Origin of the sequence: Thermoleptolyngbya sichuanensis A183, from assembly GCF_013177315.1 — a bacterium.
In the GTDB taxonomy this organism is placed as follows: domain Bacteria; phylum Cyanobacteriota; class Cyanobacteriia; order Elainellales; family Elainellaceae; genus Thermoleptolyngbya; species Thermoleptolyngbya sichuanensis.
The window spans coordinates 243,724-258,018 of the sequence record NZ_CP053661.1 but is presented as its reverse complement, the minus strand read 5'-3'; the positions used below and the strand labels follow the sequence as shown (position 1 = coordinate 258,018).

General features: G+C 59.0%; 14 protein-coding genes. 6 read left to right on the top strand and 8 right to left on the bottom strand.

Going from position 1 to position 14,295, the window contains the following annotated elements:
- Positions 1 to 33: 33 nt before the first annotated feature.
- Positions 34 to 1,425 (top strand): NAD-dependent succinate-semialdehyde dehydrogenase, encoded by a 1,392-nt coding sequence (locus HPC62_RS01160; protein ID WP_172353385.1) that lies wholly within the window; start codon positions 34 to 36, stop codon positions 1,423 to 1,425.
- Positions 1,426 to 1,566: 141 nt separating this feature from the next.
- Positions 1,567 to 3,213 (top strand): acetolactate synthase large subunit, encoded by a 1,647-nt coding sequence (locus HPC62_RS01155; protein ID WP_172358713.1) that lies wholly within the window; start codon positions 1,567 to 1,569, stop codon positions 3,211 to 3,213.
- Between the two features lie 31 nt (positions 3,214 to 3,244).
- Here the strand turns inward: HPC62_RS01155 and HPC62_RS01150 are convergent, their stop codons facing one another.
- Both HPC62_RS01150 and HPC62_RS01145 read right to left on the bottom strand, forming a co-directional pair.
- A complete protein-coding gene (locus HPC62_RS01150; RefSeq protein ID WP_172353384.1) occupies positions 3,245 to 4,273 on the bottom strand; it encodes an aromatic ring-hydroxylating dioxygenase subunit alpha in 1,029 nt (342 codons plus the stop codon).
- A gap of 292 nt (positions 4,274 to 4,565) precedes the next feature.
- Positions 4,566 to 5,984 carry a cytosine deaminase gene (locus HPC62_RS01145; protein WP_172353383.1) on the bottom strand — a complete coding sequence of 473 codons (1,419 nt, stop codon included), beginning with the start codon at positions 5,982 to 5,984 and terminating at the stop codon, positions 4,566 to 4,568.
- Between the two features lie 112 nt (positions 5,985 to 6,096).
- On the opposite strand from HPC62_RS01145, the gene HPC62_RS01140 reads away from it, so the two are divergent.
- On the top strand, positions 6,097 to 6,384 hold the full coding sequence (locus tag HPC62_RS01140; protein ID WP_172353382.1) for a DUF2087 domain-containing protein: 288 nt from the start codon (positions 6,097 to 6,099) through the stop codon (positions 6,382 to 6,384).
- Here the strand turns inward: HPC62_RS01140 and HPC62_RS01135 are convergent.
- From HPC62_RS01135 to HPC62_RS01110, 6 genes are all read right to left on the bottom strand, one after another.
- Complete coding sequence (locus HPC62_RS01135) at positions 6,381 to 7,136, bottom strand: ABC transporter permease (protein ID WP_225906896.1); 756 nt, start codon at positions 7,134 to 7,136, stop codon at positions 6,381 to 6,383. The genes HPC62_RS01140 and HPC62_RS01135 overlap by 4 nt on opposite strands.
- A gap of 208 nt (positions 7,137 to 7,344) precedes the next feature.
- Positions 7,345 to 8,154, bottom strand: coding sequence for an ABC transporter ATP-binding protein (locus HPC62_RS01130; protein ID WP_172353380.1), 810 nt, complete (start codon positions 8,152 to 8,154; stop codon positions 7,345 to 7,347).
- Between the two features lie 126 nt (positions 8,155 to 8,280).
- The gene (locus tag HPC62_RS01125) at positions 8,281 to 9,375 is read right to left on the bottom strand and encodes an ABC transporter substrate-binding protein (protein ID WP_172353379.1); all 1,095 of its coding nucleotides are present in this window, start codon (positions 9,373 to 9,375) and stop codon (positions 8,281 to 8,283) included.
- A 487-nt stretch (positions 9,376 to 9,862) separates the two neighbouring features.
- Positions 9,863 to 10,837, bottom strand: coding sequence for a glutathione synthase (gshB, locus tag HPC62_RS01120; protein WP_172353378.1), 975 nt, complete (start codon positions 10,835 to 10,837; stop codon positions 9,863 to 9,865).
- Positions 10,838 to 11,001: 164 nt separating this feature from the next.
- A complete protein-coding gene (gene grxC, locus HPC62_RS01115; RefSeq protein WP_068509172.1) occupies positions 11,002 to 11,265 on the bottom strand; it encodes a glutaredoxin 3 in 264 nt (87 codons plus the stop codon).
- A 77-nt stretch (positions 11,266 to 11,342) separates the two neighbouring features.
- On the bottom strand, positions 11,343 to 11,510 hold the full coding sequence (locus HPC62_RS01110) for a hypothetical protein (protein WP_172353377.1): 168 nt from the start codon (positions 11,508 to 11,510) through the stop codon (positions 11,343 to 11,345).
- A 127-nt stretch (positions 11,511 to 11,637) separates the two neighbouring features.
- Between HPC62_RS01110 and HPC62_RS01105 the strand changes: the two genes are divergently transcribed.
- The 3 genes from HPC62_RS01105 (at position 11,638) to HPC62_RS01095 (ending at position 14,268) form a co-directional block, all read left to right on the top strand.
- The gene (locus tag HPC62_RS01105; RefSeq protein ID WP_172353376.1) at positions 11,638 to 12,867 is read left to right on the top strand and encodes an urease accessory protein UreH domain-containing protein; all 1,230 of its coding nucleotides are present in this window, start codon (positions 11,638 to 11,640) and stop codon (positions 12,865 to 12,867) included.
- Entirely contained in the window at positions 12,839 to 13,309 is a 471-nt protein-coding gene (locus tag HPC62_RS01100; protein ID WP_172353375.1) for a hypothetical protein, read from the top strand. Before HPC62_RS01105 ends, HPC62_RS01100 begins: the two co-directional genes overlap by 29 nt.
- Before the next feature lie 92 nt (positions 13,310 to 13,401).
- Positions 13,402 to 14,268 carry a DUF6671 family protein gene (locus HPC62_RS01095; protein ID WP_172353374.1) on the top strand — a complete coding sequence of 289 codons (867 nt, stop codon included), beginning with the start codon at positions 13,402 to 13,404 and terminating at the stop codon, positions 14,266 to 14,268.
- Positions 14,269 to 14,295: the final 27 nt, after the last annotated feature.

Below are 14,295 nucleotides of genomic sequence, written 5' to 3'. Positions count from 1 at the left end.
CGTCCGCTCCTTGCAATGAAAGGAGGTTTAGTCATGGGAATCGCTACAGTAAACCCGGCGACTGGCGAAACGCTACAAACATTTGACGCACTGACCGATGGGGCGATCGCCCGCGCCATCGACGCAGCCCAACACATGTTCGAGTCTTATCGCCACACCCCCTTGGCCCAGCGGGCCCAGTGGCTCTACGCCGCTGCCGAAATTCTAGAACAGGAAAAAGCAGAATTTGGCAAATTAATGACCCTGGAGATGGGCAAGCCCATCGGCCCGTCGGTTGCCGAAGTGGAAAAATCCGCCTGGGTCTGCCGCTTTTATGCCGAAAACGCCGAGAAATTCCTCGCGCCCGTGCCCATCGAAACCGATGCCAGCCGTAGCTACGTCATGTATCAGCCGCTGGGGATTGTGCTGGCGGTGATGCCGTGGAATTTTCCCTTCTGGCAGGTGTTTCGGTTTGCGGCTCCGGCGCTGATGGCGGGCAACGTCGGTCTGCTGAAACATGCCTCCAACGTGCCCCAGTCGGCCCTGGCAATTCAGGACATTTTAGAACGGGGCGGTTTTCCCAAAGGGGCCTTTCAAACGCTGCTGATTGGCGCGGATAAGGTAGCGCAAATCGTTGCGGACGATCGCATCAAGGCCGCCACGCTGACGGGCAGCGAACCCGCCGGAGCCAGCCTCGCCTCTACTGCGGGGAAGTCTCTCAAGAAAACCGTGCTGGAGCTGGGCGGCAGCGATCCGTTCGTCGTCATGGCCAGCGCTGATCTAGACTTAGCCGTGTCTACTGCTGTGACGGCCCGCATGATTAACAATGGTCAGTCCTGCATTGCGGCCAAGCGCTTTATCGTACAAGAGGCGATCGCCGATGCGTTTCTCAATGCCTTAGTCGAGAAATACAAAGCCCTGAAAATTGGCAATCCGCTTTTGCCCGAAACCCAGATTGGGCCGCTGGCCACGCCTGCCATTTTGCACGAAGTTCACCACCAAGTAGAAGCCTGCATCGAGGCGGGCGGCAGGGTGCTGATCGGCGGCGACCCGGATGACGTGCCCACCAAAGCTGATGCCAAACTGAGCCAGGGCAATTTTTACCCGCCGACGATTATCGTCGATGTGCCGCCCGATGCCCCCATTGCCCAGGAAGAAATCTTTGGCCCCGTCGCCACGGTCTTCCGTGTGCCCGACCTGGAGGCTGCCATTCGTCTTGCTAACAGCACCCCCTTTGGGCTGGGTGCGAGCGCCTGGACGCAAATTCCTGAAGAGGGCGATCGCCTCATCGCAGAACTGGAAGCAGGCAGCGTCTTCCTCAACGGCATGGTGAAATCGGATCCGCGCCTGCCTTTTGGTGGCATCAAGCGCTCTGGCTATGGCCGCGAACTCGGCCGCGAAGGCATTCTGGAATTCGTCAACGTCAAAACTGTCTGGGTTAAGTAAGGGGACGAATTAGTTCTCTAATTCTCTAAGTTCTCTAAATACCTACCCGCCCAATAACACGCCTCATGGCCTTTTTCTGATTCGCATCCGCATCCAGTCCCTCAACCTATCAACCTACAGGAAACCCGTATGACCTCTCGCATGACCTCTCTCAACACCGCCGAACTGCTTGTGAAATGTCTGGAAAACGAAGGTGTGGAATACATCTTTGGTTTGCCAGGTGAGGAAAACCTGCATGTCTTGGAGGCGCTGAAGCACTCGTCAATCCGCTTCATCACCACGCGACATGAACAGGGTGCGGCGTTTATGGCGGATGTGTATGGGCGGCTGACGGGCAAGGCGGGCGTGTGTTTGTCTACGCTGGGGCCCGGCGCGACGAACCTGATGACGGGCGTAGCGGATGCCAATCTAGACCGTGCGCCGCTGGTGGCCATTACCGGACAAGTGGGTACGGATCGGATGCATATTGAATCGCATCAGTATCTCGATCTGGTCGCCATGTTTTCACCCGTCACGAAATGGAACGCGCAAATCGTGCGACCAAGCATTACCCCAGAAATTGTCCGCAAGGCGTTCAAGATTGCACAAAGCGAAAAACCCGGTGCCGTACACATTGACCTCCCGGAAAATATCGCGGCAATGACGGTGGAGGGAACGCCACTGCGAAAAGAGGCGATCGAAAAAGTGTATGCATCGTTCAACAGCATTGAACGGGCGGCCGCTGCCATTTCGCAAGCCCAGAATCCCATCATCCTGGTGGGGAATGGCGCAATTCGCTCCTATGCCAGTGATGCGGTGACCCACTTTGCGCGATCGCTCAATATTCCCGTCGCCAATACCTTCATGGGCAAGGGCGTGATTCCCTACACCGATCGCCTGGCCCTGTGGACGGTGGGCTTGCAGCAGCGTGACTTCATTAGCTGCGGGTTTGACAATACTGACCTGGTGATTGCCATCGGCTACGACCTGATCGAGTATTCGCCCAAGCGCTGGAATCCGACGGGGGAGATCCCGATTATTCACATCAACGCCACCCCTGCGGAAATCGACAGCAGCTATATTCCGCTGGCAGAAGTGATTGGCGATATCTCCGATTCGCTAGAGGAAATTCTGCGGCGGAGCGATCGCCAAGACAAGCCCGAACCCTACGCCATTCACCTGCGAAAAGATATCTTGGCTGACTATGAGGAGCACGCCAAGGACGATAGCTTTCCCGTCAAGCCACAAAAATTAATCTATGATCTGCGAACGGTGATGGGGCCAGAAGATATCGTCATTTCGGACGTGGGAGCGCACAAGATGTGGATGGCGAGACACTATCACTGCGATCGCCCCAACACCTGCATTATCTCCAACGGTTTCGCGGCAATGGGGATTGCTATACCAGGGGCGATCGCCGCCAAGCTGGTCGCCCCAAACCGCAAGGTGGTCGCCGTGACGGGGGATGGCGGCTTCATGATGAACAATCAGGAGCTAGAAACCGCGCTCCGCATCGGCACGCCGTTCGTCACCATTATCTTCAACGATGGCGGCTACGGGCTGATCGAATGGAAGCAGCACAACCACTTCGGCGAGTCGGCGTTTATCAAGTTCACCAATCCCGACTTTGTGAAACTAGCGGAAAGTATGGGGCTGAAAGGCTATCGTATCTCCGCCACTACCGACTTTATCCCTACGCTCAAGGAAGCCCTAGCGCAAGACGTACCTGCCATCATCGATTGCCCCATCGACTATAGCGAAAACCTCCGCTTCAGCCAGCGGGCCGGCGATCTGACTTGCGCGATTTAGCGCGATTTACGCAAGTGCATTTGCGAATCAATTAGCTCGTAAACGATCGCCCCAGTCCCAGCTTGGCCAGCAGCTTGCGGTAGGTAATGGAGCTTTTGTCGCCCGCGATGTGGACTTCATCCGCCAGGTTAATCGGCAAATCCTCAGGCCAGAGTTCCTCGACAATTTCCTTATCTTCGCCAAAAACCTGGTGGTTGAAGGCCAGCGTTTCTTCCAGAGGCGCGTCTTTATCAAAGTTGCGGCAGAGGGGCGAAAATACGCGGGTCTTGCGGGCTGAAATGGGGCTGGCCGCATTCAGAATATGCAGCATTCCGTTGGGGAATGTGACCGAGAGCTTGACCGTGAACGGCAGCCAGGCCTGAAACAGCCGCCGCCACTGAAACCCTGGCGGGCTGAGGTGTTTGTAGCCGTGGGGCAGATTGCTGACGGAACTCACGTAGTCCGCCGTAAATCCGCCCTCGGTGAAGGTCACGGGATAGTCGGGCACTTCAGGATTATCCCGCTCCCCAAAGGAGTCTTTGTGGACAAAGGCAAAGTGGCTGACATCCAGAAAGCCCTCGATTTGACGACCCGCCGCCGCATCTAGATAAACCGAATCGGGAATGATCTGGATGTAGTCGGGGTTATCCCACGCATCAAATTCGGGAAAGGGAACCGGGCCATTGTCCACCAGCCGTACCCAGATCAGTCCGTACTGCTCTCGCACCGGGTAGGTCGTGAGGCGGAGACGCTTGGGAATTGCGGCATCGGGGGCAGCCGGAATGCAGACGCATTGGCCGTCCTGGGTATACCGAACGCCGTGGTAGGCGCAGACCAGTTCGCCATCTTCAACCCAGCCCATGCTGAGGGGAGCGCCGCGATGCAGGCAGAGGTCTTTTGCTGCTATTACGCCGCCGTCGCCCGCCCGGTAAAGCACTAGCCGCTCGTCGAGCAGGCGCACCCCCACGGGCTTATCGGTAACGTCGTGGGCAAAGGCAACGGGATACCAAAATGGGGCAAGCACTTCCCAATCAGAAGGGCTGAAGGTGCAATCCCGAGGCAGGGTGAAAATGGCAGTCATAGGAATTTGAAGGAAAAACCTGTAGGTGCTTGAGCGGTCGAGATCCTAGCCGATGCTAAGACGGACAGACGGCTGAGAACTGTATCCCCCTCTACTACAGGCAAGCCCTTTCCCCAGGCGATAAGTTTTTAGTATTGAAAAATCACAGGACTTACGCACTTGCCAGAAATCGTCCAACTGCGTAAGTCCTAAATCAGAAGTATGGTTCGCAGCTTGCAGGCGGTACTCGCGGGAAACCAGTCCACTGCGTCAGTTCCGGTGTTAGTGCTGCCCTGGGCAATCTAGTTCAGCGCTACTTCAGCAGCAGATCGTCTAGCTCTGCGTAGTCGGGCAGGGTTGTGTCGATAGGTTTGCCCTGGCGCAATACCGTGCGATCGCCTTGGGGACGGGCCAGCAGTTCGCTGAAGTAGCGAGCCGCGCAGAGAATCAGATCGGCGGGTAGCCCTGGCGCAATGCGGCCCACGGTGGGCAGGCCCATCAGGTCGGCCGGTGTGGTCGTCACGACCCGGCTCCAGTCGCCATAGGGCGCATCGAGCTGGGCAATCCGTACGCCCTGGGTGAACACCTCCAGCCCGTCGTGGTCGCCAAAGCCATAGAACGGATCGCGGCAGTTGTCGCTGGCGATCGCCACCGGAACGCCCGCATGTTTCAGTTCGTGCAGCAGCGTAATGCCGCGCCAGCGGGGGGTGCGGGTGGGTGTCTGTCGCAGGGCGGGTGGGTGAGTGCCTGGGTGAGCCGCCGCCACCTGCCCCCTGAGGGCCGAGCGCTGATTTCGGTCTTGCAGATACAGATTGCACATGGGCAGGCTGACCACGCCGATGCGGGCAGCTTTCACCAGATCGATGGTTTTCTGGGCTTCGTCGTCAGACTGCACGGCCAGGCTGCAACAGTGGCCGCAGACAATCTGCCCGCGAAAATCGCGGCGCAGGGCGGCCTCGGCCACGTAGCGCAGGGTAATGTCGTTGGGGTCGCCGCTTTCGTCGGTGTGCAGATCGATGTCGAGGCCCCGATCAATGGCCAGGGTAAACAGGCGATCAAGCTGGGCTTCCAAATGGGGGCCCATTTCCGTCACGCCGCCCAGAATGCCGCCCATCTCGGCAACTAGATCGGCCAAGATTTCGCCCTCTGGAGTTTGGTAATAGTCCAGTGTTACCAGGGAAACGGCTTTTAGCGCGAGGCGATCGCTCCAGTCTTGCTGAAGCGCATTAAACACGCTCCAACTCACCGCCGCTTGGTCGCCAAAGGAATCTATATGGGTGCGGAGGGCAGTCGTGCCGTGGGCATAGCTGCACTTTAGCCCAAACTCCATGCGGCGATAGACATCCTCTGCATCCCAGTGTTTGCTGGCATCTGCGCGGATCGTCTCCAGCGCTTCCTCAAAGGTTGCAGAATAGTTGGGCGATCGCCCCCAAACGTGCCCCTTATCCAGATGCGTATGCAAATCGACCAGCCCAGCCCACACCATGCCGCCCTTCAGGTCAACCGTCGGCACGGGTTCTCCTCCTGCCTCACCCGCCGCATCCGCACTGGGGCAAATCCTGCGAATTGCGCCATCTAAAATTTCCAGATCCACCTGCGCCAGGTTATCCTGCGCCAGAATGCCCGCCGACTCAGGCAACACCAGCGAATCAGGCAGCAGCGGCCGGGGAACATGGGCGTTGCATAGCCAGTAGTGCGGTTCATTCAGGCGGGCGAAATCGAGTTGCGGCATAGTGTAGGAATTGGAAATCGGGGATTCAGGTTGGCACTTTGCAAACCTACCTCAGATCGTGAGCCAAAATCACGAATCCAAAATCCCAAATTAGACGGAGGAGCGGGGTGAAATGATCGACTTTACAGAACTCCAGCCCTACCTGGATGACCAGGGCCGGGTGACGCGCTGGCCGTCCAAGCGCAATCGAGCGCGGGTGCAAACGCTGGTGTTGTGGTACCTGGCTGAAAAATTCGCTGCGGGCAAAACCTACACCGAACGCGAGGTAAACCAGCTCCTCAATGAACATCACACGTTCTGCGACCCGGCTCTACTCCGCCGCGAACTGTTTGAACACGGCCTGCTCCAGCGGGAACGAAACGGCTCTGCCTACTGGCTGCCACCCAAGGAATCAGCTTAATTTTCTCGGCGGACGGCGCTTTCGTGCCAGTGGCGCAGGAGGCGGTCGGAGAGCATCGTCAGCAAGACAAAAATCAGGATGCCCAGTACGGTGGTCAGCAAGAGGGCAGCAAACATGCGGGGAATCTGGAGGTTGAAGCTGGAGATCAGGATTTGGTAGGCCAGCCCAGAACTGGTGCCGCCTGTGCCCGCGACGAATTCCGCCACGACTGCGCCGATCAGCGCTAGCCCGCCGCTAATTCGCAAGCCGCCCAGGAAATAGGGCAAGGCGCTGGGCAGCCGCAGGTAGCGCAGGGTTTGCCAGCGGGAAGCGCGATAAAGCTGAAACAGGTTAATTAGGTTATGGTCGGCGCTGTTGAGGCCCAGAGTCGTGTTGGACAGGATAGGGAAAAAGGCCACCAGCCAGGCGCAGATGACCAGTGACACAAAGGTAGACGCAGTACCCGGAACCAACTGCCGCACCCAGAGGATGATCAGGGGGGCGATCGCCACAATCGGGGTCGTCTGCAAAATCACCGCGTAGGGAAAGAAACTGCGCTCGATCCACTTGCTCTGGGTAAACAGCACAGAAACCAGCAGGCCCGACACCACCGCCGCCAGGAAGGCAAACAGCGTGATTTTCATCGTGATCAGCAGCGAGGGGAACAGCGTCCCCCATTCTCGCACCAGCGTTTGCAGCACCAGAATCGGCCCCGGCAGGATGTAGGGGGGGGTGTTGGTCAGGCGCACGCCAAGTTCCCACAGCGCCAGCATCAACAGGCCCACGAGAATCGGAGCCAGGATATCGGGCGAGAGCAGGCGTTGCAGTTGGGACGGTTGACCAGATTCCGAGGATGGGGCAGAGGCTTCGGGCTGGCGAGGTACGTCAAACAGATTGTCCATCGGAATACTGCCTTATGACATCAGGTTGGCGCGAAATCGAGTTGGCGCGAAATCGAGTTGGCGCGAAATCGGGTTGGCGCTATGCGGGCTGGTTTACGACGCTGGCGGAAACGCTGTCGCTGGGGTGTAATGCAGCCGTCTGCCCAGCGGCGCGAGACAGGCTGTTGGAAATGTCGCGACAGTAGTCGTTAAACAGTGGCGTGGTGCGAAACTCCTCAGTGCGGGGGTAGGGAGCGGCGATCGCCACATCCGCCACCACGCGCCCCGGACGCGCCGCCATCACCACCACACGATTCGACAGGTACACCGCTTCGTAGATATTGTGGGTGACAAACACCACCGTCCACTGCTTCTGCCCCCAGAGGTTCAGCAGGTCGCTGTTGAGCTTGCTGCGGGTCATTTCGTCCAGCGCCCCAAAGGGTTCGTCCATCAGCAAGATTTCTGGCTTTGTCACCAGGGCGCGGGCGATGGAGACGCGCATCCGCATCCCGCCGGAGAGTTCTCGCGGGTAGGCCTTTTCAAAGCCTTGCAGCGCAACGAGGGCGATCGCCTCCTGTACCGCCTCCCGCGCCGCGCTCTTCGACAGGCCTGCCAGCTTCAGCGGCAGCGCCACGTTGTCTTCCACCGTCGCCCAAGGCATCAGCGCCGCCTCTTGAAAGACGTAGGCCAACTTCCGCTGAGAACTGCTGCCCCAATACAGGTTGCCCGAACTCATCTTGCCCAGCCCTGCTACCATCCGCAGCACGGTGCTTTTGCCGCAGCCCGACGGGCCCAACAGGCTGACAAACTGCCCCTCATGCACCGTCAGGTCGAGATTGTGCAGCGCCACTGTGCCATTGGAGTAGACTTTGCTGACATCGCTGAGCGTAAACGCCGCTGGGGTGTTCATGCGATGGGGTTCCTTAAAGCTAGTGGAGCGAGACTAGTTACATAGGCCTAGTTCGGCAGCGGGGCAGCGGAATCAGTTGCGCCAATTCCGCTACACCGGCTGCGCTTCATTTACACCGTACTCGACTTAGACCTTATACGCATCCGGGCCTTTGTTGACAAACTGGAGCGTGTAGGCCTGGGTATAGTCGGTTTCCGGCTTAAACACGCCCTCTGCCGCCATCGTGTCATAGAAGGATTTCCAGCGTTCCTCGGTCATTGCGCCGATGCCTTTCACCTGTGCGTCGCCCGAATCGACAATGCCGTATTCCTTCATCTTCTCGATGCCATAGGCTATTTGCTCGTCGGTCATCTCCGGGTTGTCTTTCTTGATGAGCTCGTTACCCGGCGAAGGATCGCCGTAGAGATAGCTGTACCAGCCCTTGATGGAGGCATCCACAAACCGCTGCACCAAGTCGGGGTTGCTTTCGACCAGTTCACGCTTGCACTCGATGGTTGTGGAATACGGTTCGTAGCCGTAGTCTGCCATCAGAAATACCACGGGGTCGAAGCCGCCTTCTTTTTTAATCGCCAGCGGCTCGGAACTGAGATAGCCTTGCTGCGCGGTTTGCTTGTCTTGCAAAAATGGGCCAGGGTTGAAGTTGTAGGGTCGCTTCTGGTCGTCGGTGAACCCAAACTTGGCTCTCAAAAACGGCCAATAGGTCACGTTTGCCGAAGAGGAGATAAAAATGGGGCGACCCTTCAGGTCTTCAAGCGAGTCGGCCGTGCCGGGGTGCGCCATCAGGATTTGCGGGTCTTTTTGGAAGATGGCGGCAACGGTGACTTTGGGAATGCCCTCTTCGACGGCCTTGATGGCATCGGCGGCGTAGCCCATGAAAAAGTCGATCGCGCCGCCCATGAGCAACTGCGTGCCGTTGACCTGGGGCCCGCCCATGCTAATGGTCACGTCCAGCCCTGCATCTTTGTATAAGCCCGTGGCAACCGCCTGATAGAAGCCGCCGTGTTCTGCCTGGGCGTACCAGTTGGTGCCGTAGGTGATTTTGGTTAGCTCACCGGACGCAGGGCTAGCACCAGCCGCAGGACTGGCCGGCGCTTCGGTCGAGGTTGGCGCTTGAGACGCGCAGGCTGCGACGAGGCCCGTGCCAGCGGCGATCGCCCCATATTGTAAAAACTTGCGTCGTTTCAGGGGCGATCGCCCCGATGGATACCACAACTGACTCATCCAACTCACCTCATTGCTAACAAAATTGAGCGAACGAAAACAGAATGCCCGATGCAGGCGTGCTGTAAAGACCTGTATCGCCTCTGTAGTTTCTGAATACGTAGTTTCTGCATACTCCGAAAAGCGACCCTGGTTCTAAAGATATTCAGCCCTCTAGACCGTGTTTTCAAACTCTCTGAACCGTTAATTGCCCTGAGTCGATCCCCCTAAATCCCCCTTAACAAGGGGGACTTCCGGTGCGGCTCGGCCCGGTTCCCCCTTAACAAGGGGGACTTCCGGTGCGGCTCGGCCCGGTTCCCCCCTTAACAAGGGGGGCCAGGGGGGATCAAAAGGCTCTAAAACACGCCTCAGAGCCAGGGTCTTTACAAATCCCAATATTTGACCCTACTAGAACGCATCACCCTGGATTGTAGTTTGAGATACGAGAGATGAGGGTGCCGCAGTGCAAAAATTGTGGGATTTGAGTGATGAGGCTCTATTAACTACGCTACGGCTCTATTCCCTGCGACTGGCTCAGCCAGTCCATCACCTGCTGCCCCAAGCGCACATCGTTAAGCCGATCGATTTCTCGAATGCCTGTGGGGCTGGTGACGTTGACTTCGGTGAGGTAGCCACCGATGATGTCGATGCCGACAAAAATCAGCCCGTCGCGGCGCAGGGTGGGGGCAAGCTGGGCGCAAATTTGGCGATCGCGCTCGGTAATCTCCACTGCCGCCACGCGCCCGCCCACCGCCATGTTGCCGCGAAACTCTTTGCCTGTAGGGATGCGGTTCACCGCGCCGATGGGTTCGCCGTTTAGCAAGATCACGCGCTTGTCGCCGTCTTTGGCCGCGGGTAGATACTCCTGCACCATGATGGGCACGCGAAACTGCTGGGTGCTGATTTCGATGAGGGAGTTCAAATTGCGATCGCCCGGTTCGGCAAACAAAATCCCCTCGCCTGCCTTGCCGCCTAGGGGCTTCATCACGGCTGCGCCCTGCCGCTCCACAAACTCGCGAATCACCTGCTTGTCTGCGGTGACGATGGTTTCAGGAATTGCTCCCATAAATTGCAGCGCATACATCTTTTCATTAGCCGCCCGCAGCCCCGCCGGAGCATTGATGACCCGCGTTCTATCTGGGTTCACATAGTCCAGCACGTAGGTGGCATACAGATAGGGAATATCCACAGGCGGATCAGTCCGCATGAACACCGCATCCAGGCTGTCTAGCGGCAAAAACTGGCGATCGCCCAGTTCAAACCACACCTCCGCTGCCACCCAGCGCCCTTCTACCAGTTCGACCGGAACCAACCGCACAGGCTGAAGCTGAGCATAGGCCCTGCCGCCCACCACCGACAGCCGATTCGCCTCCGTAATCCACACCTCATGCCCCATCTGCTGCGCCGCCTCCATCAGCGCCACGCTGGTATCGTGGCCTGGATCGAGGCGGTGGATCGGATCAATAATGAAGGCAAGTTTCATAAATAGAGTCGGGAGAGTCGGGAAGTAGAGTCGGGAGAGTCGGGGATTGAGGACGTGAACCGAGGGGCAGAACAGAACAGCGCGAGGCAGCGGCAGAGCGCAAGAGAGCAAAGTGGCCGATCGCCCAGAATCAAGCCAGCGCTTTGCCCCTCCGCTTCCCTTGCTCAGACCCCTGCCAGCATCGCGTCTAGCTTACCCTGTCGATCCAGCGCGTGCAGGTCGTCGCAGCCACCGACATGAACGCCATCAATAAAGATCTGCGGCAGGGAACGGCGACCGTTGGCGCGATCTGCCATTTCGGCGCGGGCGGCTTCATCGCCGTCAATACAATATTCCGTAAAGTCCACGCCCTTCTTATTCAGCAGAGCCTTGGCGCGAATGCAAAACGGACAGGTACTCCAAGTGTAAATTTCAACGTTCGCCGTCATGGGTTGCCTCAAGTTAGCAATATTTCTTCATCTTACCGCTGCCGACCCGCAGGAAGATATCTCGCAGCGGCCTTAGCCTAACTACGGTTGCTGGGCGGGGAATAGCCCCAGCTAATTTCTCCCCCACCGTCTAGCGGTCTAACTTTGACAGCCCGTCTTTTGACATCCCACGGGACGGCCGTTAGGGTAGAGGAGCCTCGAAACGTCAAGGGCGATCGCGCCGTCTGACTACTTTCACCTGCCATCAGCCTTATGTCTAGAGTCCTCACGTCTAGAGCCCTCATGTTTAGAGCCATGAAATTCTAGCGCCTTGAGAATTTCTAGCGCTTTGGAATGTATTTCGTTGCAGCATACAGGTTTCGTTGAGCAGGCATGGTGGATCTGCTGCTAGTCATGACCCTGGGATTTCTGGGGAGTTTTGGACACTGTGTGGGAATGTGCGGCCCGTTGACGGCGGCGTTTTCCCTGGCAAAGGTGCAGGACAAGCCCCCGACCCCCTGGCAGCAGTTTATTTTTCACGTCCTCTTGAATATGGGGCGCGTTCTCAGCTACGCGCTGGTGGGTCTGGCAATCGGTGCAGTCGGTTCGGTTGTGCTGGCTGGCGGTCAATTCGCGGGCGTAGGTAGTCTGGCGAGGCGGCTAATGGCGCTGCTGACGGGCGGGCTGCTGGTATGGTTTGGGCTGGTGCAGGTTGTGCCGAACGGGCTACCCAAGGTGCCGCTGCTGCATCCGCTGGCGCCGGGCAGGCTGCACGAGCGGCTCGGTCGCCTGATTCAGAGACTTGGCAAGCGCTCCCATGTGGCTACGCCCCTGCTGCTTGGCGCGGTTTGGGGTCTGTTTCCCTGCGGCTTTCTCTACGCAGCCCAGATCAAGGCAGCCGACACGGGCAATCCCTGGCTGGGCAGCGCCACCATGCTGGCCTTTGGGCTGGGGACGCTGCCGACGATGCTGGGCGTGGGCACGTCTGCGGCATGGCTGAGCGCCGATCAGCGCAGCCAGTTTTATCGACTGGGCGGCTGGGTGACGCTGAGCATTGGTCTGTTGACGCTGCTGCGGACGGGCGACATGATGACGGACTTTACTGGCCACGCCAGTTTGCTTTGCCTAATGCTGGCGCTGGTAGCGCGGCCCCTCAGCCGTCTCTGGAGTGGGCTGCTGAGGGTGCGGCGGGCGCTGGGGGTAGGCGCGTTTGTGCTGGCGGCGGCGCACACGCTGCACATGGCAGAACACACCTGGGGCTGGAATTGGCAGGCGATCGCCTTCATGCTGCCACAACACCAAGGGGCGATCGCCGCTGGAGCCGCCGCGCTGCTGGCGATGCTCCCCGCTGCCCTAACAAGCTTCGACCGGGCGCAAAAGTGGCTGGGGGAAACCTGGCGGCCGCTGCACCTGCTTTCGGTTCCTGCCCTGCTGCTGGCAACGATTCACGCGATTGCCATTGGTTCTACCTACCTCGGCGTGTCGCCTACGGGGTGGCACTGGGCAGGGGCGATCGCCCTCAGTGGGGCAACCCTCAGCGTCTTGCTGCTGCGCGGCCGCTGGGTCTGGAAGTGGTTTGGTCAGGAGGAATGGTATGCTGAAGTTCCGTCTCGTCGTTCGTAATGCAAGCCTGCTGGCGCTGCTGGGTCTGTCGATGGCGGCAGGCAGGGTTGGTCTGTCCCCCATCGATCCGGCCAGTGCCCATCAGGTGCAGGTGTCGGGCGAGGTCGGCGGCACGGTGCATATCGAGCCGCGAGACAATCCCCGCGCCGGAGTTGCCAGCCAGGTCTGGTTTGCACTGGCGCGACGTGGCGGCCAGACGATTCCCCTCTCCGCCTGCACCTGCCAGCTTGAGGTTTACGCCCGCCCGCGCCGCCAGGGGGATGCGCCCATTCTGTCGCCCACGCTGCAAGCCGTTTCTGCCGAAGGTCGCCAGGGCATTCCTGGAGCCACCGTCACTTTCCCTCGCGCTGGCGCTTACGAGCTAGTCTTGCGCGGCCGCCCCGTCACGTCGGGCACGTTTACGCCGTTTGAACTGCGGTTTCCGGTGACGGTGGCAAGGTAATGGGGACAATGGGGACTGGCGGGATCGGTCATGGCAGGGTAGGTAAGGTAAAATAATGCCTCAGGACTTCACTCCTTCTCTCATGCTTCCCGATGTCTTCCTACTGGTTTGCCGGACGCACGGCTATTTTGGCGACTATGCATCGCAAGGAGGCGGCGATCGCCCCCCTCCTCACATCCGCCTTCGCGCTAGAAATCGTGGTTCCCGATGGGTTTGACAGCGACCAGTTTGGTACGTTTACCCGCGATATCAAGCGGCCGGCAGATCAGCTAGCGACGGCGCGGCTCAAGGCAATGCACGCGCTGGAACATCTGGGGGCAGCGCTGGGAACAGAGTTGGCGATCGCCAGCGAGGGCAGCTTTGGGCCCCATCCGCTGATGCCCTACGTGCCGCTCAATCGAGAACTGGTGCTATTGGTCGATCGGCGGCATGGGCTGGAGATCGCAGGCCACGCCGCTACGCCAGACACCAACTATAGCCATCAGCAGGTAGACAGCCTGGAGGCGGCGCTGAAATTTGCCCAATCGGCAGGGTTTCCCAGTCACGGGCTGGTGGTGATGCCTGCGGCAGAGGGCAGCGACCCCACGGAGATACACAAGGGCATCACGCAGGAAGATCAGTTCCGAGAAATCGTGACCGCGACCCTCAAGCGCCACGGCCGCGCCCATCTGGAAACCGACATGCGGGCCATGATGAACCCCACGCGGATGAAGGCGATCGCCCTCGCAACGCAAGACCTGATCCGCAAGCTGCAACAGACTTGCCCCCAGTGCCACGCGCCCGGTTTCGACGTGGGCGATCGCCAGCCTGGATTGCCCTGCGCCCTTTGCCACGCGCCCACAAGCCTGACGCTAGCCGCCCTCTACCGCTGCGCCCAGTGCGGTTTTACTGAAACCGTGCGCTATCCCGACGGTCAGGACTTTGCCGACCCGGCCCACTGTGCCTACTGCAACCCCTAGCTTGGGCGGAACAGTGATCATTCCAGC